Origin of the sequence: Roseospirillum parvum, from assembly GCF_900100455.1 — a bacterium.
Classification (GTDB): domain Bacteria; phylum Pseudomonadota; class Alphaproteobacteria; order Rhodospirillales; family Rhodospirillaceae; genus Roseospirillum; species Roseospirillum parvum.
The window spans coordinates 245,378-269,325 of sequence record NZ_FNCV01000002.1 but is presented as its reverse complement, the minus strand read 5'-3'; the positions used below and the strand labels follow the sequence as shown (position 1 = coordinate 269,325).

Genomic DNA, 23,948 nt, shown 5'->3' with positions numbered 1-23,948 from the left:
AAAAAGCACGGGCGAGCCTACTCGGGGCGCGCCTCGAAGGCCAGCAGATCGACCCCCTCGTCGACCTGCTCGCCGACCGCGTAGTGCAGCGCCGCCACCACGCCATCGGCCGGGGCGATAAGGGTGTGCTCCATCTTCATGGCCTCCAGCACGATCAGCGGCGTGCCGGCCGAGACCTCGGTCCCGGCGCCGACCAGCACCTTCACCACCTTGCCCGGCATGGGGGCGGCAAGGCGCCCGCCGGCCGTCTCGTCGTCGTCCGCCTTGGCCGGGTCGAAGAGGCCCAGGCGGTGCTGCCGGCCGGCGTTGATGACCAGCAGCTCCGCGCCGTCGCGCAGCACGGTGACGGTGCGCCTCAGGCCGTCGATCTCGGCCAGCAGGGTGCCGTCGGGCTCCAGCTCGGCCGAGGCCTGGACGCGACCCGAGGGCAACTCCAGCTCGTGCCCGCGCGGCCGGTCGTGGGCGACCACCGGATGGCGGCCGTGGGCGTCGGTGAACACGAAGTCGGTGTGGTTGTCGTCGTTCAGGCGCCAGCCGCCGCTGTCGTGCCAGGGGCTGGTCGGGTCGGTCGAGGCCGCCGCCCGGGTCCGCGCCAGGACGGCCCGCTCCTTGAGCAGGTAGAGGGTGGCCAGGGCCAGGGTGGTGTCGTCGGCCGGCCCGCTTTCCGGAATCAGGGTCTCGCGCTCGCGGTCAAGGAAGCCGGTGTCGATGCCGCCCCGGGCGAACGCCGGATGCCCGGCCACCGCGTTGAGGAAGGCCAGATTGGTCTCCAGCCCGGCCAGGCGGGTGGCGGCCAGGGCGCTTTTCAGGCGGCGCAGGGCGCTCGCCCGGTCGCGGTCCCAGACGATCAGCTTGGCCAGCATGGGGTCGTAGTGCACGCTCACCCGGTCGCCCTCGACCACTCCGCTGTCGATGCGGGTGTGGGGGTCGGCGGGCGGGAAGGCGAGATGGCTGATCCAGCCGGCGGCGGGCAGGAAGTCGCGCCCCGGGTCCTCGGCGTACAGGCGCGCCTCGAAGGCGTGGCCGGTCGCGGTGATGGCTTCCTGGGCCAGCGGCAACGGCTCGCCGGCGGCCACCCGAAGCTGCCATTCGACCAGATCGAGCCCGGTGATCATCTCGGTCACCGGATGCTCCACCTGAAGCCGGGTGTTCATCTCGATGAAGAAGAAGCCGCCATCCTGGCACAGGAACTCCACCGTGCCGGCGCCCCGGTAGCCGATGGCCCGGGCCGCGGCCACCGCCGCCGCGCCCATGCGCTGGCGCACCTCGTCCGGCAGGTCGGGGGCGGGGGCCTCCTCGATCACCTTCTGGTGGCGGCGCTGAAGCGAACAGTCGCGCTCGAACAGATGCACCGCGTTGCCGTGGGCGTCGGCGAACACCTGCACCTCCACATGGCGCGGCCGGCCCAGGTACTTCTCGATCAGCAGCCGGTCATCGCCGAAGGCCGCCTTGGCCTCGCGCCCCGCCCCCTCGATGGCGGCGCCGAGGTCGGCCGGGTCGTGGACCACCCGCATGCCCTTGCCGCCGCCCCCGGCACTGGCCTTGACCAGCACCGGAAAGCCGATCTCCTGGGCCGCCCGGGCCAACCCCACCGGGTCCTGGTCGGCCCCGTGATAGCCCGGCACCAGGGGCACCCCGGCCTGGTCCATCAGCGCCTTCGACGTCGCCTTGCTGCCCATGGCGCGGATCGCCTCGGCCGGCGGGCCGATGAAGACCAGCCCGGCCGCCTCGATGGCCTCGGCAAAGGCGGCGTTCTCCGACAGGAAGCCATAGCCCGGGTGGATCGCCTCGGCCCCGCTGCGCTTCGCCGCCGCGATCACCTTGTCGGCGCACAGATAGCTTTCGGCGGCCGGCGCCGGGCCGATCAGCACCGCCTCGTCGGCCAGCGCCACATGACGGGCCCGGCGGTCGGCCTCGGAATGCACCGCCACCGTGGCCACCCCCAGGCGGCGTGCGGTGGCGATGATGCGGCAGGCGATCTCGCCCCGGTTGGCGATCAGGATCTTGCTGAACATCTGGCTTTCCTCAGGCGGGGGTGGTCCAGGCGGCGGGGCGCTTCTCCAGGAAGGCGGCAACCCCCTCGCGGCCCTCCGCCCCGGCCCTCAGGGTGGCGATGCGGCGCGCCGTGTCGGCCTCCAGGGCGTCGTCCAGCGGGCGGTCGGCAAGGGCGAAAATCAACGCCTTGGCCGCCCCCTGGGCGATGGGCCCGCCCGCCAACAGGGCCTTCAGCAACTCGTCGCGGGCGGCCGACAACGCGCCCTCCTCGACCACCTTGTGGACCAGCCCCAGGCGCAACGCCTCGGCCGCCCCGAACCGCTCGGCGGTCAGGAAATAACGCCGCGCCGCCCGCGCCCCGATGGCCGCCACCACATGCGGCCCGATGGCCGCCGGAATCAGCCCCAGGCGAACCTCCGACAGGCAGAACAACGCCTTCTCCGTGGCCACCGCGATGTCACAGGCCGCCACCAGCCCCACCCCGCCGCCGAACGCCGCCCCATGCACAAACGCCACCGTCGGCTTGGGACAGTCGCGGATGGCCCGCAACATCGCCGCCAAGGCCCGGGCATCGGCCTCGTTCTCCGCCGGCGAGTAATCGGCCATGCGGCGCATCCAGCCCAGATCCGCCCCGGCCGAGAAACTCTTTCCGCTGCCCATCAACAGGATCACGCGAACCGCGGGATCTGACCCCAACTCCCGAAACGCCCCGGTCAGCCGGGCGATCAGAAGATCGTCAAAGGCATTGTGAATGTCCGGACGGTTCAAGGTGACCGACACCACCCCCCGATCATCCCGCTCGATCCACAAAACATCATCGCTCATTGGACGTGGCCTTTACGATGGAGACAGGATGGGGGCGTCGCCCCCAAACCCCCACTGGGGGACCGAAGGCGGTCCCCCAGACCCCCTCCGGTCATTGGTGCGCAAGGCTCGGATCGAGCCGGGCGTGAGAGGTGTTTGGTTGCACGCCGGCTTTGCCGGCGTGCGAAACAACTGATCGTGCGTGATGCGTCGGTCGGTGCCATGGCCCGACAGCGCAAAAACGAAATGGCGGGGTCCGGGGTGGCCCTGCCACCCCGGCGGGGTTTAAGGGGCAGAGCCCCTTTTTGTCCGCCCCGGGCTTCAGTGTCATCGGCTACATCCGGAACACGCCGAAGCGGCTTTCGGGGATGGGGGCGTTGAGGGCGGCGGAGAGGGACAGGCCGAGCACCATGCGGCTTTCCGCCGGGTCGATGATGCCGTCGTCCCACAGGCGGGCGCTGGCGTAGTAGGGGTGGCCCTGGGTTTCGTACTGTTCGCGGATGGGGGTTTTGAAGCGCTCTTCCTCCTCGGCCGGCCAGTCCTCGCCCTGGGTGGCGAGGGCGTCGCGGCGCACCTGGGCGAGCACGCCGGCGGCCTGTTCGCCGCCCATCACCGAGATGCGGGCGTTGGGCCACATGAACAAAAGGCGCGGATCGAAGGCGCGGCCGCACATGCCGTAGTTGCCGGCCCCGAAGCTGCCGCCGATGATCAGGGTCAGCTTGGGCACGGCAACGGTGGAGACGGCGGTGACCAGCTTGGCGCCATCCTTGGCGATGCCGCCGGCCTCGTACTTGCGGCCGACCATGAAGCCGGTGATGTTCTGCAGGAAGATCAGCGGGATGCGCCGCTGGCCGCAGAGCTCCACGAAATGGGCCCCCTTGACGGCGCTTTCCGAGAACAGGATGCCGTTGTTGGCGACGATGCCCACCGGGTAGCCGAACAGGCGGGCGAAGCCGCAGACCAGGGTGGTGCCGTACTGGGCCTTGAACTCGCTGAAGCGCGAGCCGTCGACGATGCGGGCGATCACCTCGCGCACCTCGAACGGGGTGCGCGGGTCGGCTGGCACCACGCCGCGCAGCTCGGCCGGGTCGAACAGCGGGGCCTCGGGCGGGGCGACATCGAGATCGATGGTCTTGCGCCAGTTGAGGTCGCCGACCACCCGCCGGGCCAGGGCCAGGGCGTGGGCGTCGTTGAGCGCCAGATGGTCGGTGACGCCAGAGGTGCGGCAGTGGACGTCGGCCCCGCCCAGGTCCTCGGCGCTGACTTCCTCGCCGGTGGCGGCTTTGACCAGGGGCGGGCCGCCGAGGAAGATGGTGCCCTGGTTCTTGACGATGATGCTTTCGTCGGACATCGCCGGCACGTAGGCCCCGCCGGCGGTGCAGCTTCCCAGCACCACCGAGACCTGGGGGATGCCGGCCGCCGACATGGTGGCCTGGTTGAAGAAGATGCGCCCGAAGTGGTCGCGGTCGGGGAACACCTCGTCCTGGCGGGGCAGGAAGGCGCCGCCCGATTCCACCAGGTAGACGCAGGGCAGGCGGTTGGCCAGGGCGATTTCCTGGGCCCTCAGGTGCTTCTTGACGGTGATCGGGTAGTAGGTGCCGCCCTTCACCGTGGGGTCGTTGACCACCAGCAGGCATTCCACCCCGTTGATCCGCCCGATGCCGGTGATGATGCCGCCGGCCGGGACCTTGTCCTCGTACAGCTCGTGGCCGGCCATCTGGCTCAATTCCAGGAACGGCGAGCCGGGATCGAGCAGGGCGCGGATGCGGTCCCGGGGCAGCATCTTGCCGCGCGCGAGGTGGCGGTCGCGGGCCTTTTCGCCGCCGCCCTGCTTGATGGTGGCGACCTTGGCGCGCAGGTCGGCGATCAGGCCGTCCATGCGCGCGGCGTTGGTGCGAAAGGCGTCGTCGCGGGGGTTGAGGGTGCTCTTGAGGGCGCTCATGAACGGGCTGCCGGGTCCTGGGAGGGGGAAGGGGAAGAAAGGAAGGGGGGCCTACCAGCCGCTGGTGGCCAGCCAGCGCGAGGCCTGTTCCAGACGGTCGGCGCCCCAGAAGGGCTCGCCATCGACGATCAGGAAGGGCGAGCCGAAGACGCCCAGTTCCATGGCCCGGGCCACCTCGGCCTTCAGGCGGGCCTTGATGGTCGGCTCCTGGACGGCGGCCAGGAAGGCGTCCGGCGCGATGCCCAGGCCGGCCGCCACCTCGACCACCACCTCGGTCCTGGAGATGTCGCGCCCCTCGGCGAAATAGGCCAGATAGACCGCCTTGGCGAAGGGCACGGCGCGGCCGCGGTCGGTCTGGGACAGCCAGTAGAAGCCCCGGGCGGCGGCCAGGGTGGCCACCGGAAAGGGCTCGGGCAGGGTGAACGGCACTCCCCACAGGCGGGCCATGCGCTCCATGTCGCGGCGCGCGTAGTCGCCTTTCATCGGCTGGTCCAGCAGCGGGCGGTTGCCGCTTTCGCTCATCGCCGGGCCGAGCAGGATGGGCCGCCAGTCGACCGTGCGGTCGTGCACCTCGGCCATGGCGTCGACCCGCTGCGCGGCCAGATAGCCATAGGGGCTGGAGAAGTCGAAGTAGAACAGGATGGGGGCGACCATGGCGGACCCTCCTTGGGGTGGGGGTGGGGCGCCTACTCCGCGGCCAGGGCGCGGGCGATCACCAGGCGCTGGACATCGCTGGTCCCTTCGTAGATCTGGCAGACCCTGACGTCACGATAGTACCTTTCCACCGGGAAATCCTTAAGGTAGCCGTAGCCGCCCAGGGTCTGGATGGCGTCCGAGCACACCTTCTCGGCCATTTCCGAGGCGAACAGCTTGGCCATCGAGGCTTCTTTCAGGCACGGCAGGCCGGCCTCGCGGCGTTCGGCCGCCGACAGGGTCATCAGGCGGGCGGCCTCGATGCGGGTCGCCATGTCGGCCAGCCGGAAGGCCACCGCCTGGTGCTCCATCAGGGCCTTGCCGAAGGCCTGGCGCTCGGCGGCGTAGGCGCGCGCCGCCTCGAAGGCGGCCCGGGCCATGCCCACCGACTGGGCGGCGATGCCGATCCGCCCGCCTTCCAGGTTGGACAGGGCGATGCGGTAGCCCTGGCCTTCCTCGCCCAGGCGCATGTCGGCCGGCAGGCGCACCTCGTCGAGCACGATCTGGCAGGTGTCCGAGGCGTGCTGGCCCAGCTTCTCCTCGATGCGGGCGACCTGCCAGCCGGGGCTCTTGGTGGGGACCAGGAAGGCGCTGATGCCCTTCTTGCCGGCCGTGGGGTCGGTGACGGCGAAGACGATGGCCAAGTCCCCCTCGCGGCCCGAGGTGATGAACTGCTTGGTGCCCGACAGCACATAGCCGTCGCCGTCGCGCACGGCGCGGGTCTTGAGGGCGGCGGCGTCGGAGCCGGCCTGCGGCTCGGTCAGGCAGAAGGCGCCGAGCATGCGGCCCTCGGCCAGCGGCCGAAGGAAGCGCTCCTTCTGGTCGTCGGTGCCGAACTTGAGGATGGGCATGCAGGCCACCGAGTTGTGCACGCTCATGATGGTCGAGACGGCGCCGCAGCCGGCGGCGATCTCTTCCAGGGCCAGGGCGTAGGAGACGTGGTCGGCCCCCACGCCGCCCCATTCCTCGGGCACCAGCATGCCCATGAAGCCCAGCTCGCCCATCTGGCGGATGGCCTCGCCGGGGAAGGTGTGGTCGCGGTCCCACATCTCGGCGTTGGGGGCCAGCTCGCCCTGGGCGAAGGCGCGGGCCATGTCGCGGATCTGGAGTTGCTGCTCGTCAAGGTGCATGGCGCGGGCTCCGCCTTTTTCCAAAGGGCTCGGTTTCCAAAGGGCTCAGTCGGTCAGCACCTGGAAGGTGCGGTGCTCGGGGGTGGCGCCCCACAGGCGGGCCTCGGTCATGTCGAACCACCAGCCATTGAGGGTCAGGGTGCCGTCCTTCACCCGCTCGGCGATGAAGGGGAAGGTCATCAGGTTGTCCAGGCTGTTGAGGATGGCGCACTGCTCCAGCCGGGTGGCGTCGGCGGTGGAATCGCCGGTTGTCTCGCTGGCGCAGCGGCAGCCCTCGAGCTGGCGGATCCACGGGCCGACGAACTGGCCGTCCACCTGATGGCCGTCCAGGTGGGCGGCCAGGGCCTGGATGCCGCCGCAGTTGGAGTGGCCGAGGACCACGACGTGGGCCACCTTGAGCGCCGTCACCGCGTATTCGATGGCGGCCGAGGTGCCGTGATAGCCGTCGTCCGGCTGGTAGGGCGGCACCAGGTTGGCGACGTTGCGCACGATGAACAGCTCGCCCGGCTCGGCGTTGGTGACGATGGCCGGATCGACCCGGGAATCGGAACAGGCGATCAGCAGCACCTCGGGGCGCTGGGAGCCTTCCATCAGGTCCTTGATGCGCTCCGGGCGCTGCTCGTAGTAGAGGGCGCGGAAGCCCTTGAAACCGGCCAGCATGCGTTGCAGGGCGGGGTGCTGGGAGAGGGTCTGACGGGGCATGGTCGCTCGGGGCTCCTTACCAGGGGATCTCGCTGCCATCGTAGCTCAGGAACTTGCCGGCATCGCCCGGCTCGAGCTGGTCGAGCACCGCCATCATCCCGGCGACACTTTCCGGGGCGTCGATCAGGCCGTGCGGGCCGCCCATGTCGGTGCGCACCCAGCCCGGGTGCAGGGCGACGCAGGTCACCCCGCGCCCCTTCAGGTCGTGGGCCATGGAGCGGGTCACCGCGTTGGCAGCGGCCTTGGAGGAGCGGTAGATGTAGTTGCCGCCCGAGGTGTTGTCGCCGATCGAGCCCATCTTGGAGGTCAGCACCGCCAGCCGGCAGGGCACCCCCAGGCGGCCCGCCTCGGCCAGCGCCTGGGTGACCAGCAGCGGGCCCATGGCGTTGGTCCGAAAGACCGGGGCCCAGGCCTCGGGATCGACCTCGCCGAAGCCGGTGCCGGACCCCTTGGGGCCATAGATGCCGGCGTTGTGGATGACCACGTCGAGGCTGGGCGCGGCCAGCGCCTTGACGAAGGCGGCGATGGAGTCGGGGTCGGCGACGTCGAGCCCCAGCACCTCGTGGGCCACGGCTTTCAGGTCGCCGGCCGCCTCGGGATCGCGGCAGGTGGCGACCACCTGCCAGTTCTCCTTGCGGTACTGGCGGGCGAACTCCAGCCCCAGGCCGCGGTTGGCGCCGATGATCAGGACGGTGGGCATGGGATGTCTCCGTTGGTTGTTGGATGCCTCCCGCTCAGTGCATCAGCTCGACGGCCATGGCGGTGGCCTCGCCGCCGCCGATGCACAGGGCGGCCACCCCCTTGTTTTGCCCGGAAGCCTTGAGGGCATGCAACAGGGTGACCAGCACCCGCGCCCCGGAAGCGCCGATCGGATGGCCCAGCGCACAGGCGCCGCCGTTCACGTTGACCTTCTCGTGGGGCAGCTTGAGGTCGCGCATGGCGGCCATGGTGACCACCGCGAAAGCCTCGTTGATCTCCCACAGGTCGACCTCGCCGGTGGTCCAGTTCACCTTCTCCAGCAGCTTCTGGATGGCCCCGATGGGAGCCACCGGGAACAGGTTGGGGGCCAGCGAATTGGTGGCGTGGCCGTGGATGCGGGCGAGCGGCGTCAGGCCCCGGCGCTCGGCCTCGCTGGCCCGCATCAGGATCAGGGCGGCGGCGCCGTCGCTGATCGAACTGGCGTTGGCGGCGGTCACCGTGCCGTCCTTGCGGAAGGCCGGCTTGAGGGTCGGGATCTTGTCCAGGTTGGCCTTGTGCGGCTGCTCGTCGTGGCGCACCTCCACCTCGCCCTTGCGGGTGGCGACCTTGACCGGGACCACCTCGGCGTCGAAGCGGCCCTGGTCGATGGCTGCCTTGGCCCGGGTCAGCGAGGCCACCGCGAAGGCGTCCTGGGCCTCGCGGGTGAACTGGTAGTCCTGGGCGCAGTCCTCGGCGAAGGTGCCCATCAGGCGGCCCTTGTCGTAGGCGTCCTCCAGCCCGTCCAGGAACATGTGGTCCTTGACCTCGCCGTGGCCCATGCGCAGGCCGCCGCGTGCCTTGGCCATCAGGTAGGGGGCGTTGGTCATGCTCTCCATGCCGCCGGCGACGCCGACCGTGCAACTGTCCACCTTCAGCATGTCGTGGACCAGCATGGCCGCCTTCATGCCCGAGCCGCACATCTTGGAAATGGTCGTCGCCCCGGCCGAGTCGGGCAGGCCGGCGCCGCGCATGGCCTGGCGCCCCGGGGCCTGGCCCAGGCCGGCGAACAGGCACAGGCCCATCACCCCCTCGTCCACGTCGTCGGCCGGCACGCCGGAGCGCCTGAGGGCCTCGGCGATGGCGGCGCTGCCCAGCTCGGGGGCCGAGAGCGGCGTCAGGTCGCCCTGGAAGCCGCCCATCGGGGTGCGGGCGGCGCCGACGATGACGATGGGATCGGTCTGGGTGTGGTCACTCATGGGGGGTCTCCGTCAGGCTGGCTGGGGGGCGGCGCCGTTCAGGCGCCGGAAAGGATGGTCGGCCGCCTCGCGAGAGGCGGGGCGCCGTTCAGGCGCCGGAAAGGATGGTCGGCCGCCTCAAGAGGCGGCGGCGCCGATCAGGCGCCGGAACAGGGTCTCGGCCGCCTCAAGGGGCGGTGGCTCGGCGGGCAGGGCGGCCAGGGTTGCCTCGGCCCGGTCCAGGAGGTCGTTGATCCAGCGGTCGAGCCCGGCCCGACGCGCGGTATCGCGGGCCTCGGGCGGGGTCGCCGCCTGTCCGGCCAGCCAGAGCAGATCGTCGGCCAGCCCGGGGTCGGCCCCGGGCACGCCCCGGGCCAGCAGGGCGGCCAGATCGACCGGCGGCAGGGCCGCCGGATCGGCGCGCAGCGCCTCGACCATCAGCAGCGGGCGGACCACGTGCAGGTACTTGACCAGCGTCCCGCCCTGCCTGGGGTCGAAGTAGGTCGGCAGGGCCCGCTTGGCCAGGGCGAAGGCGTGCCCGGCGATGGCCTGGCGCGACCAGCCGGCGGCCATCAGGGCCTCGAGCTCGCCCCCCAGGCCACCGTCCAGATGCCGGCGCGGGCTCTTGGCCAGTTCGTAGACCTCCGGGTGGGAGCGCCGGGCCAGCCGCAGGAAGCCGCGCACCTCGCGCACCCACAGGGCCGGGCGGTCCCCCTCGGCGGGCACCTCCAGGCAGTCCACGCCCTCGCTCAGCGACAGGTACCAGGGCACCGGCATGGCGATGACCACGCCCAGGGTCGGCGGGCCCTCCTCCAGGCCCAGCGCCACCGGCCCGATCTCGGCGACCAGCAGCGGTTCGGCTCCCTCGGGCAGCCGGTCGGCCAGCCAGTCGGCGGGCGCTCCGGGTTGGGTGACGGCCAGCGGGCTCATCCAGCGGTTCCGTCGTGGCCAGTGAACTGGCGGGTGAAGCTGTACCTGCCCTCCTCGAAGTGGCCGACCATGTCGACATCGGGGTAGGTGACCACGTCGCCCGGGGCGCGGTCGCCGACCTCCAGATAGACCGCGTCGCGCAGACCCCGGTTGATCAGGCAGTGGCCATCCGCCCGCCCCTTGGGGAAGCCGGCGCACATGCCGGGGCCGAGGCGGCTTTCGCCGGCCTCGGTGCACAGCATCAGCTCGCCCTCGAGGACCAGGATGAACTCGTCCTGGGTCAGGTGCCAGTGGCGCAGGGCCGACCACGCACCGGGGGCGAGGCGGGTCATGTTGACCCCGAAGTTGGTCAGCCCGAAGGGGGTGCCCAGGGCCTTGCGGAAGCGCCCGGCGACCACCTCGTCGAGCGGTGGCGGATAGCCGGTGCGGTTGGTTTCCTCAAGCTCGGCGGTGTCGAGCCAGGCGGGGGTGTCGGTCATGATCGTCGATGCTCCGCGGGAGCGGGCCGCGCCGGCCCTCAGGCGGTTTCCTTGAACAGCTCGCGGCCGATCAGCATGCGGCGGATCTCGCTGGTTCCGGCGCCGATCTCGTACAGCTTGGCGTCGCGCAGCAGGCGGCCGGTGGGATATTCGTTGATATAGCCGTTGCCGCCAAGGGTCTGGATCGCCTCCAGGGCCATCCAGGTGGCCTTCTCGGCGGCGTAGAGAATGGCCCCGGCGCAGTCCTTGCGGCTGGTCCGCCCGGCGTCGCAGGCCCGGGCCACGGCATAGACGTAGGCCCGGCAGGCATTGAGGGTGGTGTACATGTCGGCCATCTTGCCCTGGATCAGCTGGAACTCGCCGATCGGCTGGCCGAACTGCTGGCGCTCGTGGATGTAGGGCACGACCACGTCCATGGCCGCCTGCATGATGCCCAGCGGCCCGCCGGCGAGCACCGCGCGCTCGTAGTCGAGGCCGCTCATCAGCACGTTCACGCCCTTGCCGAGGGCGCCCAGCACGTTCTCCTCGGGCACCTCGCAGTCCTCGAACACCAGCTCGCCGGTGTTGGAGCCGCGCATCCCCAGCTTGTCCAGCTTCTGGGCGCACGAGAACCCCTTCATCCCCTTCTCGACGATGAAGGTGGTGATGCCCTTGGGGCCGGCGGCGGGGTCGGTCTTGGCGTAGACCACCACCACGTCGGCCTCGGGGCCGTTGGTGATCCACATCTTGGTGCCGTTCAGGCGGTAGCGGTCGCCCACCTTCTCGGCCTTCAGGCGCATCGAGACCACGTCCGAGCCGGCGCTCGGCTCGCTCATCGCCAGGGCGCCGACCTTGTCGCCGGAGATCAGCCCGGGCAGATGGCGGCGCTTCTGTTCCTCGCTGCCGTTGCGGCGGATCTGGTTGACGCAGAGGTTGGAGTGGGCCCCGTAGCTCAGGCCCACCGAGGCCGAGGCGCGGCTGATCTCCTCCATGGCGATGACGTGTTCCAGGTAGCCCAGGCCGGCGCCGCCCAACTCCTCGTCCACCGTCACCCCGAGCAGGCCGAGCTCGCCCATCTTCTTCCACAGGTCGGCCGGGAAGTCGTTGTCGCGGTCGATGTCGGCGGCCCGCGGGGCGATTTCGGCGGCGGCGAAGCCGGCCACCGTGTCGCGGATCATCTCGGCGGTTTCGCCCAGGTCGAAATCGAGGCCGGGGAAGCTTTGAACCATGGCGCAAGGGTCCTTCTGGTTGGGGCGGCGGCTCAGCCGGTCACGTCGTGGCGCCCGGTGATGCGCATCAGGGTCTGCTGCATCACCGCGCAGGGGGTTTCGGCGCCGTTCCTCAGCACCGCCACCTCGGCGGTGGTGACGAACAGGCTGCGCCCGGGGCGCAGCACCCGGCCACGGGCGATCAGAAGCTCGCCATCGGCCGGGGCCATCAGGTTCAGCTTGAATTCCACGGTCAGCACCCCGTCGCCGGCCGCCATCAGCGAAAAGCCGGCGTAGCCGCCGGCCGAATCGGCGATGGTGGCGATGATCCCGCCATGGAAGAAGCCGTGCTGCTGGCTGACGTGCGCGCCATAGGGCAGGCGGATTTCCGCCTCCCCCGGGGCCAGGGCGCCGAGTTCGGCGCCGATGTGGCCCATCACCCCCTGGCGCGCGAAGCTGGCCCGAAGGTCGGCTTCCCAGTCCGGGTTGCGGGGCTCGAAGACGGGCGGCGCGGTGGGCATGGCGAAGCCTCGGGCGGGGCTTGGGGGGCTTGGCGGTGGTTTGGGGCGCGGGAAACGAGGCGGAATGTAGTTGACGTTAACGTTAACGTCAATACGACCGCGTGGCCCGGCCATAGCCCTCGATTGATTTTGTCCGCCGGGCCTTCCAAAATAAGCGCTCGCCAACCGACTCGGCAGGACGCCCGGCACACCGGCCATGGACACGCGCGCCAACCGCATCTTCGGACCCAGGACCCGCCTGGCTGCCGACGCCGGCGATGCGCCTGGCGCCGGGCGCCTGGCGCGCCCGCTGGAAGGGCTGACCCGCAAGGGCCGGGAAAAACGCCTGCTGCGCGCCGTGCGCCGACTCTACCCCGCCCTGCAAAACATCGAGGCCAAGGTGCTGCCGGCCGGGCAGCAGGTGCTGGGCGGCGCCGGGGTCGATCAGGTGCTGGGCTCGGACCTCATGATCGAGCGCGGCCTGAGCCTGTTCGAGGCGGCCTGGCAGGCCGGCCTGGTGCAGGTTGTCGGGGCCGATGGCCGGCCCCTGAAATCGAGCGACCGCAAGACCCCCACCGCCTGCTGCCGGCTGAGTGTCGAGGCGGCGGAGAAGGTGCTGATCGACCGGGCGATGGAGATCATCTTCGCCGACAACACCTTCGTGCTGGAGAAGCTGAGGGGCACGGTGACGGCGGCCGACGGGCTGGCCCGCATCCGGCTGGTGGCGCCCATGCACAACCTGTCCATGGTCGAACTGACCAAGGGCCTGGGCATGGCCGCCGGTCAGGTGCTGGGCCGTACCGACCCGGAGGCGCTGGCCGCCCTGGCCACCCTGAAGCCGTATCACATGCGGGCCCTGAGGACCGCCATGAAGGGCGACTTCAAGGGCATCGGGCGCTGGAACCCGGCGCTGATCCGGGCCATCGGCGAGCATTTCGACTGTGTCGAGCAGATCCGCGACCTGGGGCCGGAAGTCGCCCTGATCGAGGACCCCGAGTCGATCGCCATCCTGGCCCGGTGGACCAAGACCGACATCACCGACACGGTCAACGCCGAGCGCAAGAAGCGGGGCAAGCGGGCGGTCAAGGGGCGGCGCTTCGAGACCGACATCGGCACCCTGCGCAGCCTGACCGGCGGCAGTTTCGCCGAGTTCATCGCCCGGCCGCCGGGGATGCTCGCCTCGCTGGGCAACCTTTTGGCCGAGCTGCGCGAGATGGACGTGGCCGAACGCAAGACCCGGGTCGACCAGTTGCTGACCTTCGCCAACCGCTACATGGAGTACCTGTCGCCCGAGGCGATGGCGGCCCTGGGCATGGTGGCCGGCGACACGCCGGTGCCCGGCGGCGGCCCGGCGCCCACCTTCGGCGAGGCCCTGAACATCCTGGAAGGTCTGTGGCTGAAACAGGGGCTGGGCCGCCCCTTCTTCGAGAAGCGCATCAACACCCCGGCCGGCGTGAAGGCGCTGGCCGGCCTGATCGCCAACCTCAACGACATGAAATCCCGCGGGTCGATCAAGCGCGACCAGAACGTGCGCGACATCATCTCCAGCACCGAGTTGCTCGATGGCTCGCTCGGCCCGGTGCTCGACTTCCGCAAGGCGGCTTGAGGGCGGCGGGACCGCTCAGCCCAGCTTGGCCAGCTCGGCCAGATAGCTCTCGGCCATTCGCACGTAGTGGTCGGTCTGCGCCTTGAAGCGGGCCATCTCTTCCCCGGACAGGGGGCGCTTGAACTTGGCCGGGTTGCCGGCCCACAGCTCGCCCCGGGGCACCCGCTTGCCCGGCGTGACCAGCGCCCCGGCGGCGACCATGGCGCCCGATTCCACCACCGCGCCGTCCATCACCGTCGCCCCCATGCCGACGAAGCTGCCGCTTTCCAGGGTGCAGGCGTGGATGATGCAGGTGTGGCCGACCAGCACGTCATCGCCGATGTGGGTGGCATGCCCGCCCCGGGTGACGTGGATCACCGTGCCGTCCTGGATGTTGCTGCGCGCCCCGATGCGGATGCTGTTGACGTCGCCGCGCAGGGTGCAGCCGAACCATACCGAGCTTTTCGGCCCGATCACCACGTCGCCGATGACGGTGGCGCGCGGCGCGATGAAGGCGCTGTCGTCGATCTCGGGGAAGCACGCGCCGTAGGGCAGCAGCAGCGGGGCGGGCAGGCTCATGGCGGCGGCTCCTTGTTGCGCTCAGGGGAAGAGGGGCGGCTGTTCCAGGCCCAGGGTTTCCGGCAGGCCGAGCATCAGGTTCATGTTCTGGATGGCCTGACCCGAGGCCCCCTTGACCAGATTGTCGATCGCCGAGACCAGGATCGCCCGCCCCGGCCGGCGGTCGGCGAAGACCCCGATCAGGCACAGGTTGGCGCCCCGCACATGCCGCGTGTGCGGCGCCTGCCCGGGCGGCAGGACGCGCACGAAGGGGCTCCCGTCATACGTCTCGGCCAGCGCGCCACGCAGCCCGTCGGCGTCCACCCCCTCGGCCAGCCGGACATAGGTGGTGGCCAGGATGCCCCGGTTCATGGGCACCAGATGGGGCGTGAAGCCGGCCGTCACCACCCCCCCGGCGGCGCGCGACAGCAACTGGTCGATCTCCGGGCCGTGGCGGTGGCTGGCGATGGCGTAGGCGTGGAAGCCCTCGGAAACCTCGGCGTGCAGGCTGCCTTCCTTGGCCGCCCGCCCGGCCCCGGTGACCCCGGATTTGGCGTCGATGGTGATGTCGGCGGGGTCGATCAGGCCACGGCCGAGCAGCGGCATCAGGGGCAGCAGCGAGGCCGTCGGGTAGCAGCCCGGGTTGGCCACCAGCCGGGCCGAGGCGACCGCCGCGCGGGCCAGCTCGGAGAGGCCATAGACCGCCTCGGCCTGAAGGTCCACGGCGCGGTGGGGATGGCCGTAGATGTCGGCGTAGAGCGCCGGGTCGGCGAGCCGGAAATCGGCCGACAGGTCGCAGATCTTCAGATGGGCGGGCAGGCCGGCGATGATCTCCTGCGTGGTCCCGTGGGGCAGGCCGCAGAAGACGAAATCGGCCGCCGACCAGTCCACCTGATCGACCGTCACCAAGTCGGGCAGATCAAGCCCCGCCAGATGCGGGAACACCGCCCCAAAGGGCTGACCGGCCTTGCGATCGGCCGTCAGGGCGACGATGCGAACCCGGGGATGGCCCGCCAGAAGACGCACCAACTCGGCCCCCGTGTACCCACTGGCCCCCAGAATGACCACCCGAACCTCGGACATCGACCCCTACTCCTTCACTGCAAGCTCTGGCGAGGCGCGTCAAAGGGGCGCCGCCCCTTTGGAACCCCGCCGGGGGACCCAGGGGGTCCCCCGGACCCCCGCCATGACGTAAAAACCACCCGGAGGGGGCAAGCCCCTCCGGGTGGTTTTCAAGTCGCGGAGGGGTCCGGGGAAGCCCTGCTTCCCCGGCGGCGGGTCCAAGGGGGCAGCGCCCCCTTGGCGAGCCGCGTCAGCGCTTGGAGAACTGGAAGCTGCGGCGGGCCTTGGCCTTGCCGTACTTCTTGCGCTCCACGACGCGGCTGTCGCGGGTCAGGAAGCCTTCCTTCTTCAGCACCGGTCGCAGGTCGGGCTCGTAGCGGATCAGGGCGTGGCTCAGGCCGTGGCGGATGGCGCCGGCCTGACCCGACAGCCCGCCGCCGGTGACCGTGGCCATGACGTCGAACTGGTTGGCCCGGTTGGCGACCGAGAACGGCTGCTGGATGATCATGCGCAGCACCGGACGGGGGAAGTATTCGTCCAGGGTGCGGCCGTTGACCAGGAAGCGGCCGCTGCCGGGCTTGACCCAGACCCGGGCGACGGCGTTCTTGCGTCGGCCGGTGGCGTAGCTGCGGCCCAGCTCGTCGCGCTCGGGCTGGCGGGGAGCCGGCGCCTCGGGGGCCAGCGACTTGAGGTCCTCAAGGGAGGTGGCGGTGGTTTCGCTCATCGGCGCTTACCTTGCGTTCTTGCTGTTGCGGGCCGCGAGATCGAGGACCTCGGGCTGCTGGGCGGCGTGCGGGTGCTCGGCCCCGGCGTAGACCTTCAGCTTGCTGAACTGCTGGCGCGACAGGGGGCCGCCCGGCATCATCCGCTCGACGGCCTTCAGGATCACCCGCTCGGGGTGCTGGCCGCCCAGGATCTGTCCGGCGGTGCGGCTCTTGATGCCGCCCGGGTGGCCGGTGTGCCAGTAGTAGGTCTTGTCGGCCAGCTTGCGGCCGGTCAGGCGGACCTTGTCGGCGTTGACGATGACCACGTGGTCGCCGGTGTCGATGTGCGGCGTGAACATGGCCTTGTGCTTGCCACGCAGAATGGTGGCCACGGTGGCGGCGAGGCGACCCAGGACGACGCCCTCGGCGTCGATCAGGTACCACTTGCGCGTCACCTCGCTGGGCTTTGCGGTGTAGGTCTTCATGGGATCGGTCGGGGTCCTTGGCGACGACACCGGCGCTGCCGGGATGTGGTCCGGGCCGGCGGTCGGTCGGGGGTGGAGGGGAACGAAAGCCTGTTCAGCCGCGTCCAGCCTGGGCCGGGCGGCGAGGCGCGCACTATGCCAGGAAAAGAAACGGTGTCAACGGGATTTTTGCAAGCAATATCAGTGGCTTGCAAAAAGGTATCCGGATACCTTCCACCAACGCCTTGAAAATAAAAGAAATCAGCCGGATTCAGCCGGTCGGCGGAATGGAATAGGTGCCGGTGACGTGGGCCACCATGTTGTCCGGCCCGATCTCGCCGGAGTAAAGGTCGACCTCCATCACCGCCAGCCGCTTGCCCTGCTTGAGCACGCTGCCCACGGCCAGCACGTCCTCCTGGCCCGGCTTGCGCAGGAAGTTGATGTTGAGGTTGGTGGTCACCGCCAGTTCGACCGGGCCGATCAGGCTCATCACGGCGACGAACATGGCGAAGTCGGCCAGGCTCATCAGGGCCGGGCCGCTGATGGTGCCGCCGGGGCGCACCAACTCGGGCTTGTAGCGCATGCGGCAGACCACGTGGCCGGGGCCGATCTCGTCCACCTCGGCGCCGACGTAGCGGGCGAAGGGCAACTCGCGCTCGACGATGTCGATGACCTGCTGCTTGGTGATGTGGACCATAACTTCGGGACTCCCGGGCCGGGGGTTGCCGCGCCGGGCGGGGGCGGGCACAGTGGTTGTTGAAGCCTCAAGCCTTTTCTACCCGCCAAGTTCTACCCGGCCCGCCGCGGCAAGGCCACCCCTGCCCGGCCACAGGTTCAAGGAGCCCGCCATGTCCGCCCCCGCCGCCCTCCCCGCCGAGCCCCTGGTCCTGCGCGACGACGAGGGTGGGATCGCCACCCTGACCCTCAACCGTCCGCAGGCCCGCAACGCCCTGTCGCGCGCCCTGATGGAGGCCCTGGAGGCCGAACTCGCCGCCGTCGCCGCCGACGAGTCGGTGAAGGTGGTGGTGCTGGCGGCCCATGGTGCGGCCTTCTGCGCCGGGCACGACCTGAAGGAAATGCGCGCCGAGCCCGGCCGCGAGATGTACGAGGCGCTGTTCAGCCAGTGCTCGCGCCTGATGACGGCCATCGTGCGGCTGCCCAAGCCGGTCATCGCCAAGGTCCATGCCATGGCCACGGCGGCCGGCTGCCAGTTGGTCGCCTCGTGCGATCTGGCCTACGCCGGGGCCTCGGCCCGCTTCGCCACGCCGGGGGTCAACATCGGGCTGTTCTGTTCGACCCCGATGGTCGCCCTGAGTCGCGCCGTGGGCCGCAAGACGGCCCTGGAGATGCTGCTCAGCGGCCGCCCCCTGTCAGCCGACGAGGCCGAGGCCGCCGGCTTGATCAACCGGGCGGTGGCCGACGACGAGTTGGACGCCACGGTGGCCCAGATGGCCGGCACCATCGCCGCCAAGTCGCCGCTGACCCTGGCCATTGGCAAGGAAGCCTTTTACCGCCAGGCCGAGATGCCGCTGGACGAGGCCTATGCCTACGCCAGCCAGGTGATGACCGAGAACATGATGGCCCGCGACGCCGAGGAAGGCATCGATGCCTTCCTGGGCAAGCGCCCGCCGGTCTGGCAGGGGCGCTGAGGGGTCAAGGGGACGCCCCCTTGTTGGCGCGCAGCGCCAGCCCGGCGTTGAGCAGGGCGCTGAGCGCGGTCAGCAGCATCAGCAGGGCCATCGGCCACGGCGTGCCGTCTTCCAGCAGGCCCACCGTCTGGGCCAGGATGGCGCCGGCGATCATCTGGGTGAAGCCGGCCAGCCCGGACGCCGCGCCGGCCCGCTTGGGATCGACGCTGACCGCCCCGGCCTGGGCCTGGGGCAGGCCGATGCCGTTGCCCAGGCCCATCAGCAGGGCCGGGCCGAGGATGGTCAGTGGCGTCCACGGAGCCAGGGCGCAGCTGACCACCAGCAGCAGGCCGCCGGCCAGGGCGATGGCGGCGCCCAGGGCCAGGGTGCCTTCCAGGCCGATGTGGTGGGCGATGCGGCTGGTCGACAGGTTGCCGACGATGTACAGCGCCGAGACGGCGGCGAACCACAGGCCATACTGGGTGGCGCTGATGCCCATCACCTGGATGGCCAGATAGGGCGCCGCCGACATGAAGACGAAGAACATGCCCATGGTGCTGGCGGCGAACCCGGCATAGGCCACGAACAGCGGCTGGCGGAGCAGCCCCCGGTAGCTGTCCACCATGCCCATCGGGCCGGGCAGGGGGCTGCGCTGGTGATTGCTTTCGGTCAGCCGATACAGGGCCAGCCACACGGTCAGCCCGGCAAAGGCGGTGATGACCAGAAAGATCGCCCGCCAGTGGATCAGGTCGCTCAGCGCGGCGCCGGCCAGCGGGGCGAGCATCGGCGCGATGACCATGATGGTGGTCAGCCGGGCGATGCCGTGGGCCGCCTGGGCGCGGTCGCACAGGTCGCGGATGATGGCCCGCGGCAGGACCATGCCGGCGGCGCTGCCCGCCGCCTGCACGATGCGCCCGACGACCAGCAGGGGCAGGCTGGGCGCCAGCAGGCACATCGCCGAGCCGACCAGGAACAGGACCAGCCCGAAAATCAGCACCGGCCGGCGGCCGAAGCGGTCCGACAGCGGGCCATAGGCCAACTGGGCCACCCCGAAGGCGGCCATGGCCAGGCTGATCAGCAACTGGCTGGCCGCCGGATCGACCTGAAAGCCGCTTTGGATGGCCGGCAGGGCGGGCAGGAAAATCTGCATCGACAGCGGCCCGGCGGCGGTGAAGGCGGCCAGGATGAGGAGCAGCGAACGCCCCAGGCCGGGGCTGGGTGCGGCGGGCGCCGGGGCGGTCGGCGCCGGGGGCGTGGGATCGATGGCGGCGGCGTCGGGGGGCGTCGGGACGTGGGGCATGGAAGGCGGGTAGCAGAGGCACGGCTTAAACTCAAGCTGCAAGGCTTTGCAAAAACCGTATGCACTGCTTGCATTTATGCCTCATTTGCGGGCAGGATGACGCGCCGAGTGCCTCGGATGACCGAAACGCCAGGGGGCGCGGCGCGGCTACCACCGTCAAGGCCGGGTCCCGGTGAGCACCAACGTCTTCGACATCCTGTGGATCATCATCTCGGCGGCGCTGGTGCTGTTCATGCAGGCCGGCTTCCTGTGCCTGGAAACCGGGCTGACCCGCTCCAAGAACAACATCAACGTGGCGATGAAGAACACGGTGGATTTCGCCGTGTCGATGATGGGGTTCTGGGCAGCCGGCTACGCCTTGATGTTCGGCGGCTCATGGCTCGGGTTGATCGGTGCCGAGGGGTTCTTCCTGCGCGGCATCGAAACCCCCATGGGGCTGGTCTTCTTCCTGTTCCAGGCATTGTTCTGCTCGACCGCGGTCACGGTGGTGTCCGGGGCGGTGGCCGAGCGCCTGTCGTTCGCCGCCTATGTCGGGCTGTCGATGCTGGTCGCCATGCTGATCTATCCGCTGTTCGGCCACTGGGCCTGGAACGGGCTGGGCGGCGAGGCGATGGGCGGCTGGCTGGGCAAGGCCGGCTTCGTCGACTGGGCCGGCTCCTCGGTGGTCCATTCGGTGGGCGGCTGGGTGTCGCTGGCCACCCTGCTCATCATCGGGCCGCGCGCCGGGCGCTTCAACGAGGACGGCTCGGTCAACGAGATCAGCGGCGCCAACCTGCCGCTGTCGGCCCTGGGGGCGCTGATCCTGTGGTTCGGCTGGCTGGGCTTCAACGGCGGCTCGACCCTGACCCTGGAGCCCGCCATCGCCGGCATCGTCGCCAACACCTGTCTGGCCGCCGCCGCCGGCAGCGTGTTTGCCCTGGCCATCGGCTGGGTGCGCGACGGCACCCCCCACGTGATGCCGGTGATCAACGGCCTGCTGGCCGGGCTGGTCGCCATCACCGCCAACTGCCACGCCGTCTCGCCGGGGGCGGCGGTGCTCATCGGCGGTCTCGGCGGGGCGGTCGCCATGGGGCTCGACTGGCTGCTGCTGCGCTACAGGATCGACGACGCGGTGGGCGCCATTCCGGTGCACCTGGGGGGCGGCATCTGGGGCACCGTGGCGGTCGCCCTGTTCGGCCAGCCCGAACTGCTGGGTACCGGGCTGGACTGGGTGGGCCAGCTCAAGATCCAGCTTACCGGCGTGGTCGCCTGCTTCGGCGCCGCCTTCGTGCTGCCCCTCGGGCTGCTGCTGGTGCTCAGCCGGATCGCCCCGCTAAGGGTCAGCCCCGAGGTCGAGCGCATCGGCCTCAACATCGCCGAGCACGGGGCGCGCACCGAGACCTTCGACTTCTTCCAGGTGATGGAAAGCCAGGCCCGCAGCGGTGACCTGTCGCTGCGCGCCGTGGCCGATCCGTTCACCGAGACCGGCCAGATCGCCGCCCGCTACAACCAGGTGATGGACCATCTGGAAACGGCGGTGGCACGCACCCAGGCCATCGTCGCCACCTCGGCCGACGCCATCTTCGTCGCCGATCCGGCCGACCACGCCATCCTGTCGCACAACCCGGTGGCCGAGAGCCTGTTCGGGCTGGCCGGCGTCGACTTCGAGGGGCGGCCGCTGGACGCCCTGCTGCCCGGCCTGCTGATCCCCGGCGCCGACGGCGCCGAGGGAACACGCGAGGTGATCGCCCTGCGGGGCGACGCCAGCCGCTTCCCGGCCGAACTGACCCTGGCCCGCGCCGCCAGCCCGGCCGGCGAGCTCCTGATCGCCACGGTGCGCGACATCACCGAACGGCGCCGCGCCGAAAGCGCCCTGCGCGAAAGCGAATCACGCTTCCGCACCATCTTCAACACCGCCGGCCTGGGCATGGCGGTGATCGACGCCGAGCGCCGCCTGCTCGACGTCAACCCGGCCCTGGCCCGCATCCTGCTGGGCCGCGAGGAGGTCAGCCGCACCGAGTTGATCGGCCGCGACCTGGGGCCGCTGGTCCACCCGGCCGACCATCCGATGATGGTGCGCGCCGTGCTGGCCAAGATCACCCACCCGGACAGCGCCGAACAGAACCTGGAAGTGCGCTTCCGCCTGCCCGACGGGGTGACCATCTGGGCCTCGGTGGTGCTCAACCCGATCCGTCTGGAGCGTTTCTCGGACCGGCCGTTGTGCATCGCCATCCTGGAGGACATCACCGAACGCAAGCGCACCCGCGAGGCCCTGCGCCTGTCGGCCATGGTCTTCGAAAGCACCAACGAGCCGATCATCGTCTTCAACGCCTCGGGACAGGTCGAGCAGGTCAACCAGGCCCTGCTCAAGGCCCTCGGCTACAAGACCCGCGAAGTGCGCGGCCTGGAGTTGCCGCACTTCTGCTCGGCCCGCTACGACCGCACCTTCTATGAAGAGGTGGCGAAGGCGGTCGACGACAACGGCCGCTGGCACGGCGAGGTGCTGGCCCGCCGCAAGTCCGACGAGGTGCTGCCGGTGTGGCTCAGCCTGTCGGAAGTGCGCGACGCCGAGGGCCAGCGCACCAACACCATCGCCGTGCTCAGCGACCTGAGCGAACGCAAGCAGCGCGAGGAAACCGTCTGGCGGCACGCCAACTTCGACCAGACCACCGGCCTGCCCAACCGCCGCCTGTTCCTCGACCGCCTGAGCCAGGCGGTGGCCCAGGCCGAACGCTCGGGCGAGAAGCTGGGCCTGTTCTTCCTCGATCTCGACCGCTTCAAGGCGGTCAACGACACCCTGGGCCATCGCGCCGGCGACGCCCTGCTCGGCGAAACGGCGCGCCGCCTGAGCCGCGTGGTGCGCGCCTCCGACACCGTGGCCCGCATCCACGGCGACGAGTTCACCGTGATCCTGCAACACCTCAGCCGCTCCGAGGAGTTGTCGAGCGTCGCCGAAACCATCATCCACACCCTGGCCCAGCCCTTCGACCTGGAGGAAGGCGAGGCCAACGTCTCGACCAGCATCGGCATCGCCATCTACCCGGACGACGGCGCCACCCCGGAAGACCTGCTGCGCCACGCCGACGCCGCGCTCTATCACGCCAAGGAACAGGGACGGGCCAACTACCAGTACTTCACCCAGGAACTGAACCTGAAACTGGCCCGCCGCAACGCCCTGGAAACCGAGCTGAGACGCGCCCTGGCCGGGGGCGAGCTGTTCGTCCTCTACCAGCCCCAGGTGCGCATCGACGACGGCCGCATCGCCAGCGCCGAAGCCCTTCTGCGCTGGCGTCAGGCCGACGGCACCATGGTGCCGCCCGACGAATTCATCCCCCTGGCCGAGGAAAGCGGCCTGATCCACGCCCTGGGCGAGTACGTGCTGGCCCGCGTGGTGGAAGACCTCGGGGTGCTGGAAAAAGCCGGCCTGGGCCACCTCGATCTCGCGGTCAACGTCTCGCCGCGCCAGTTCCACGCCAAGGTCGGCCTGGAAGCGACCATCGAACGGGCCCTCGGCGAAGCCGGCCTGTCACCCCGCCATCTGGTGGTCGAAATCACCGAAACCGGCATCATGGCCGACGAGGAACAAAGCCTCGCCATCCTCAAACGGCTCGACGCCCACGGCATCCGCGTCGCCCTGGACGACTTCGGCAAAGGCTACTCGTCCCTCTCGCGGCTCAAGAACCTGCCCATCCAGGTGCTGAAACTGGATCGCGAATTCATCGCCGGAATCCCCGCCGACCACCGCGATTGCGCGCTGGCCACCGCCATGGTCCGCATGGCCCGCGACCTCGCCATCGACGTGGTCGCCGAAGGCGTGGAAACACAGGCCCAGTTCGACTTCCTGAAAGACCTCGGCTGCACCAAGATCCAAGGCTACCTGATCAGCCGACCAATCGAACTCGCCGCCCTGATCGACCTGACCCACGCCGCCACCACCAACGAGTGACGACACCAACCCCGGAGCCCTGCCCCGAACCCCCACGCCTTTGATAACGGGGGCTTTGCCCCCGAACCCCCACACCTTGCAAAACGGGGGCTCTGCCCCCGAACCCCCGCCGGGGGATCGAAGGCGATCCCCCGGACCCCCTCCATTTCGTTGGTGCGCATCGCGGACGTGGTGCCAAGTCTGCGTGGTGTTTGGGTGCAGGCCAGCTTCGCTGGCCTGCGAAACAACCAAAACCGGGGGGTGCAGTCGGCACGGCACGCATCAGCGCCCGCCAGTGAGGTTTGTTGTTTACGCGGGCCAGCGAAGCTGGCCCGCAACCAACCCCAACTGGTCCCGGTATGTTGCCGGCGTGGCGCTCCCATGAAATGGCGGGGTCCGGGGGGACCCTGTCCCCCCGGCGGGGTCAAAGGGGCGGAGCCCCTTTTGTTGCCCTGTTTGTTGTCCCGC

At 70.2% G+C, this 23,948-nt stretch carries 21 protein-coding genes; 3 read left to right on the top strand and 18 right to left on the bottom strand.

The annotated features are described in order from the left end of the window. Positions 1-17: 17 nt before the first annotated feature. The 12 genes from BLR95_RS04220 to BLR95_RS04165 form a co-directional block, all read right to left on the bottom strand. Positions 18-2,015 (bottom strand): acetyl/propionyl/methylcrotonyl-CoA carboxylase subunit alpha, encoded by a 1,998-nt coding sequence (locus tag BLR95_RS04220; protein WP_092615900.1) that lies wholly within the window; start codon positions 2,013-2,015, stop codon positions 18-20. 10 nt (positions 2,016-2,025) lie between these two features. After that, complete coding sequence (locus tag BLR95_RS04215) at positions 2,026-2,820, bottom strand: enoyl-CoA hydratase/isomerase family protein (RefSeq protein WP_092615897.1); 795 nt, start codon at positions 2,818-2,820, stop codon at positions 2,026-2,028. Positions 2,821-3,133: 313 nt separating this feature from the next. Further along, on the bottom strand, positions 3,134-4,741 hold the full coding sequence (locus BLR95_RS04210) for a carboxyl transferase domain-containing protein (RefSeq protein WP_092615894.1): 1,608 nt from the start codon (positions 4,739-4,741) through the stop codon (positions 3,134-3,136). Between the two features lie 51 nt (positions 4,742-4,792). Further along, positions 4,793-5,395: a 2-hydroxychromene-2-carboxylate isomerase gene (locus tag BLR95_RS04205; RefSeq protein ID WP_092615891.1), complete on the bottom strand. Its 603-nt coding sequence runs from the start codon at positions 5,393-5,395 to the stop codon at positions 4,793-4,795. Between the two features lie 32 nt (positions 5,396-5,427). Beyond that, positions 5,428-6,564 carry an acyl-CoA dehydrogenase family protein gene (locus BLR95_RS04200; protein ID WP_092615888.1) on the bottom strand — a complete coding sequence of 379 codons (1,137 nt, stop codon included), beginning with the start codon at positions 6,562-6,564 and terminating at the stop codon, positions 5,428-5,430. A 45-nt stretch (positions 6,565-6,609) separates the two neighbouring features. After that, complete coding sequence (locus tag BLR95_RS04195) at positions 6,610-7,266, bottom strand: carbonic anhydrase (protein ID WP_092615885.1); 657 nt, start codon at positions 7,264-7,266, stop codon at positions 6,610-6,612. 16 nt (positions 7,267-7,282) lie between these two features. Next, complete coding sequence (locus tag BLR95_RS04190) at positions 7,283-7,966, bottom strand: SDR family oxidoreductase (RefSeq protein ID WP_092615882.1); 684 nt, start codon at positions 7,964-7,966, stop codon at positions 7,283-7,285. A 34-nt stretch (positions 7,967-8,000) separates the two neighbouring features. Beyond that, positions 8,001-9,200, bottom strand: a complete 1,200-nt coding sequence (locus BLR95_RS04185) for an acetyl-CoA C-acyltransferase (protein WP_092615879.1) — start codon at positions 9,198-9,200, stop codon at positions 8,001-8,003. A gap of 117 nt (positions 9,201-9,317) precedes the next feature. Beyond that, positions 9,318-10,109 carry a DNA polymerase beta superfamily protein gene (locus tag BLR95_RS04180; RefSeq protein WP_092615876.1) on the bottom strand — a complete coding sequence of 264 codons (792 nt, stop codon included), beginning with the start codon at positions 10,107-10,109 and terminating at the stop codon, positions 9,318-9,320. Continuing rightward, the gene (locus tag BLR95_RS04175; protein ID WP_092615873.1) at positions 10,106-10,588 is read right to left on the bottom strand and encodes a cupin domain-containing protein; all 483 of its coding nucleotides are present in this window, start codon (positions 10,586-10,588) and stop codon (positions 10,106-10,108) included. Before BLR95_RS04175 ends, BLR95_RS04180 begins: the two co-directional genes overlap by 4 nt. Positions 10,589-10,626: 38 nt before the next feature. Then, positions 10,627-11,796, bottom strand: a complete 1,170-nt coding sequence (locus BLR95_RS04170) for an isovaleryl-CoA dehydrogenase (protein ID WP_092615870.1) — start codon at positions 11,794-11,796, stop codon at positions 10,627-10,629. Positions 11,797-11,828: 32 nt separating this feature from the next. Then, the gene (locus BLR95_RS04165; protein ID WP_092615867.1) at positions 11,829-12,296 is read right to left on the bottom strand and encodes a PaaI family thioesterase; all 468 of its coding nucleotides are present in this window, start codon (positions 12,294-12,296) and stop codon (positions 11,829-11,831) included. A gap of 196 nt (positions 12,297-12,492) precedes the next feature. Here BLR95_RS04165 and BLR95_RS04160 point away from each other — a divergent pair, with 196 nt between their 5' ends. Continuing rightward, positions 12,493-13,881, top strand: a complete 1,389-nt coding sequence (locus tag BLR95_RS04160; RefSeq protein ID WP_092615864.1) for a hypothetical protein — start codon at positions 12,493-12,495, stop codon at positions 13,879-13,881. Between the two features lie 15 nt (positions 13,882-13,896). Here BLR95_RS04160 and BLR95_RS04155 read toward each other — a convergent pair whose 3' ends face one another. From BLR95_RS04155 to BLR95_RS04135, 5 genes are all read right to left on the bottom strand, one after another. Next, the gene (locus BLR95_RS04155; protein ID WP_092615861.1) at positions 13,897-14,439 is read right to left on the bottom strand and encodes a gamma carbonic anhydrase family protein; all 543 of its coding nucleotides are present in this window, start codon (positions 14,437-14,439) and stop codon (positions 13,897-13,899) included. A 21-nt stretch (positions 14,440-14,460) separates the two neighbouring features. Then, positions 14,461-15,501 (bottom strand): N-acetyl-gamma-glutamyl-phosphate reductase, encoded by a 1,041-nt coding sequence (gene argC / locus BLR95_RS04150; protein ID WP_092615858.1) that lies wholly within the window; start codon positions 15,499-15,501, stop codon positions 14,461-14,463. 229 nt (positions 15,502-15,730) lie between these two features. Then, positions 15,731-16,204: a 30S ribosomal protein S9 gene (rpsI, locus tag BLR95_RS04145; RefSeq protein WP_092615855.1), complete on the bottom strand. Its 474-nt coding sequence runs from the start codon at positions 16,202-16,204 to the stop codon at positions 15,731-15,733. Positions 16,205-16,210: 6 nt separating this feature from the next. Then, positions 16,211-16,669: a 50S ribosomal protein L13 gene (rplM, locus tag BLR95_RS04140; RefSeq protein WP_092615853.1), complete on the bottom strand. Its 459-nt coding sequence runs from the start codon at positions 16,667-16,669 to the stop codon at positions 16,211-16,213. A 250-nt stretch (positions 16,670-16,919) separates the two neighbouring features. After that, positions 16,920-17,345, bottom strand: coding sequence for a PaaI family thioesterase (locus BLR95_RS04135; RefSeq protein WP_092615850.1), 426 nt, complete (start codon positions 17,343-17,345; stop codon positions 16,920-16,922). 151 nt (positions 17,346-17,496) lie between these two features. Here BLR95_RS04135 and BLR95_RS04130 point away from each other — a divergent pair, with 151 nt between their 5' ends. Continuing rightward, entirely contained in the window at positions 17,497-18,297 is an 801-nt protein-coding gene (locus BLR95_RS04130) for an enoyl-CoA hydratase (protein ID WP_092615847.1), read from the top strand. A 4-nt stretch (positions 18,298-18,301) separates the two neighbouring features. On the opposite strand, the gene BLR95_RS04125 is transcribed toward BLR95_RS04130, so the two are convergent. Further along, complete coding sequence (locus BLR95_RS04125; RefSeq protein WP_092615844.1) at positions 18,302-19,576, bottom strand: multidrug effflux MFS transporter; 1,275 nt, start codon at positions 19,574-19,576, stop codon at positions 18,302-18,304. 172 nt (positions 19,577-19,748) lie between these two features. Here BLR95_RS04125 and amt point away from each other — a divergent pair, with 172 nt between their 5' ends. Then, on the top strand, positions 19,749-23,501 hold the full coding sequence (gene amt / locus BLR95_RS04120) for an ammonium transporter (RefSeq protein WP_092615841.1): 3,753 nt from the start codon (positions 19,749-19,751) through the stop codon (positions 23,499-23,501). The last annotated feature ends 447 nt before the right edge of the window (positions 23,502-23,948 follow it).

Coding starts and splice junctions, on each gene's coding strand:
- BLR95_RS04185 (WP_092615879.1), bottom strand. CDS start 9,200: ATGAGTGACCACACCCAGACCGATCCCATCGTCATCGTCGGCGCCGCC.
- argC (WP_092615858.1), bottom strand. CDS start 15,501: ATGTCCGAGGTTCGGGTGGTCATTCTGGGGGCCAGTGGGTACACGGGG.
- BLR95_RS04155 (WP_092615861.1), bottom strand. CDS start 14,439: ATGAGCCTGCCCGCCCCGCTGCTGCTGCCCTACGGCGCGTGCTTCCCC.
- rpsI (WP_092615855.1), bottom strand. CDS start 16,204: ATGAGCGAAACCACCGCCACCTCCCTTGAGGACCTCAAGTCGCTGGCC.
- rplM (WP_092615853.1), bottom strand. CDS start 16,669: ATGAAGACCTACACCGCAAAGCCCAGCGAGGTGACGCGCAAGTGGTAC.
- BLR95_RS04130 (WP_092615847.1), top strand. CDS start 17,497: ATGTCCGCCCCCGCCGCCCTCCCCGCCGAGCCCCTGGTCCTGCGCGAC.
- BLR95_RS04165 (WP_092615867.1), bottom strand. CDS start 12,296: ATGCCCACCGCGCCGCCCGTCTTCGAGCCCCGCAACCCGGACTGGGAA.
- BLR95_RS04135 (WP_092615850.1), bottom strand. CDS start 17,345: ATGGTCCACATCACCAAGCAGCAGGTCATCGACATCGTCGAGCGCGAG.
- BLR95_RS04170 (WP_092615870.1), bottom strand. CDS start 11,796: ATGGTTCAAAGCTTCCCCGGCCTCGATTTCGACCTGGGCGAAACCGCC.
- BLR95_RS04190 (WP_092615882.1), bottom strand. CDS start 7,966: ATGCCCACCGTCCTGATCATCGGCGCCAACCGCGGCCTGGGGCTGGAG.
- BLR95_RS04210 (WP_092615894.1), bottom strand. CDS start 4,741: ATGAGCGCCCTCAAGAGCACCCTCAACCCCCGCGACGACGCCTTTCGC.
- BLR95_RS04180 (WP_092615876.1), bottom strand. CDS start 10,109: ATGAGCCCGCTGGCCGTCACCCAACCCGGAGCGCCCGCCGACTGGCTG.
- BLR95_RS04195 (WP_092615885.1), bottom strand. CDS start 7,266: ATGCCCCGTCAGACCCTCTCCCAGCACCCCGCCCTGCAACGCATGCTG.
- BLR95_RS04160 (WP_092615864.1), top strand. CDS start 12,493: ATGGACACGCGCGCCAACCGCATCTTCGGACCCAGGACCCGCCTGGCT.
- BLR95_RS04205 (WP_092615891.1), bottom strand. CDS start 5,395: ATGGTCGCCCCCATCCTGTTCTACTTCGACTTCTCCAGCCCCTATGGC.
- BLR95_RS04175 (WP_092615873.1), bottom strand. CDS start 10,588: ATGACCGACACCCCCGCCTGGCTCGACACCGCCGAGCTTGAGGAAACC.
- BLR95_RS04215 (WP_092615897.1), bottom strand. CDS start 2,820: ATGAGCGATGATGTTTTGTGGATCGAGCGGGATGATCGGGGGGTGGTG.
- BLR95_RS04220 (WP_092615900.1), bottom strand. CDS start 2,015: ATGTTCAGCAAGATCCTGATCGCCAACCGGGGCGAGATCGCCTGCCGC.
- BLR95_RS04200 (WP_092615888.1), bottom strand. CDS start 6,564: ATGCACCTTGACGAGCAGCAACTCCAGATCCGCGACATGGCCCGCGCC.
- BLR95_RS04125 (WP_092615844.1), bottom strand. CDS start 19,576: ATGCCCCACGTCCCGACGCCCCCCGACGCCGCCGCCATCGATCCCACG.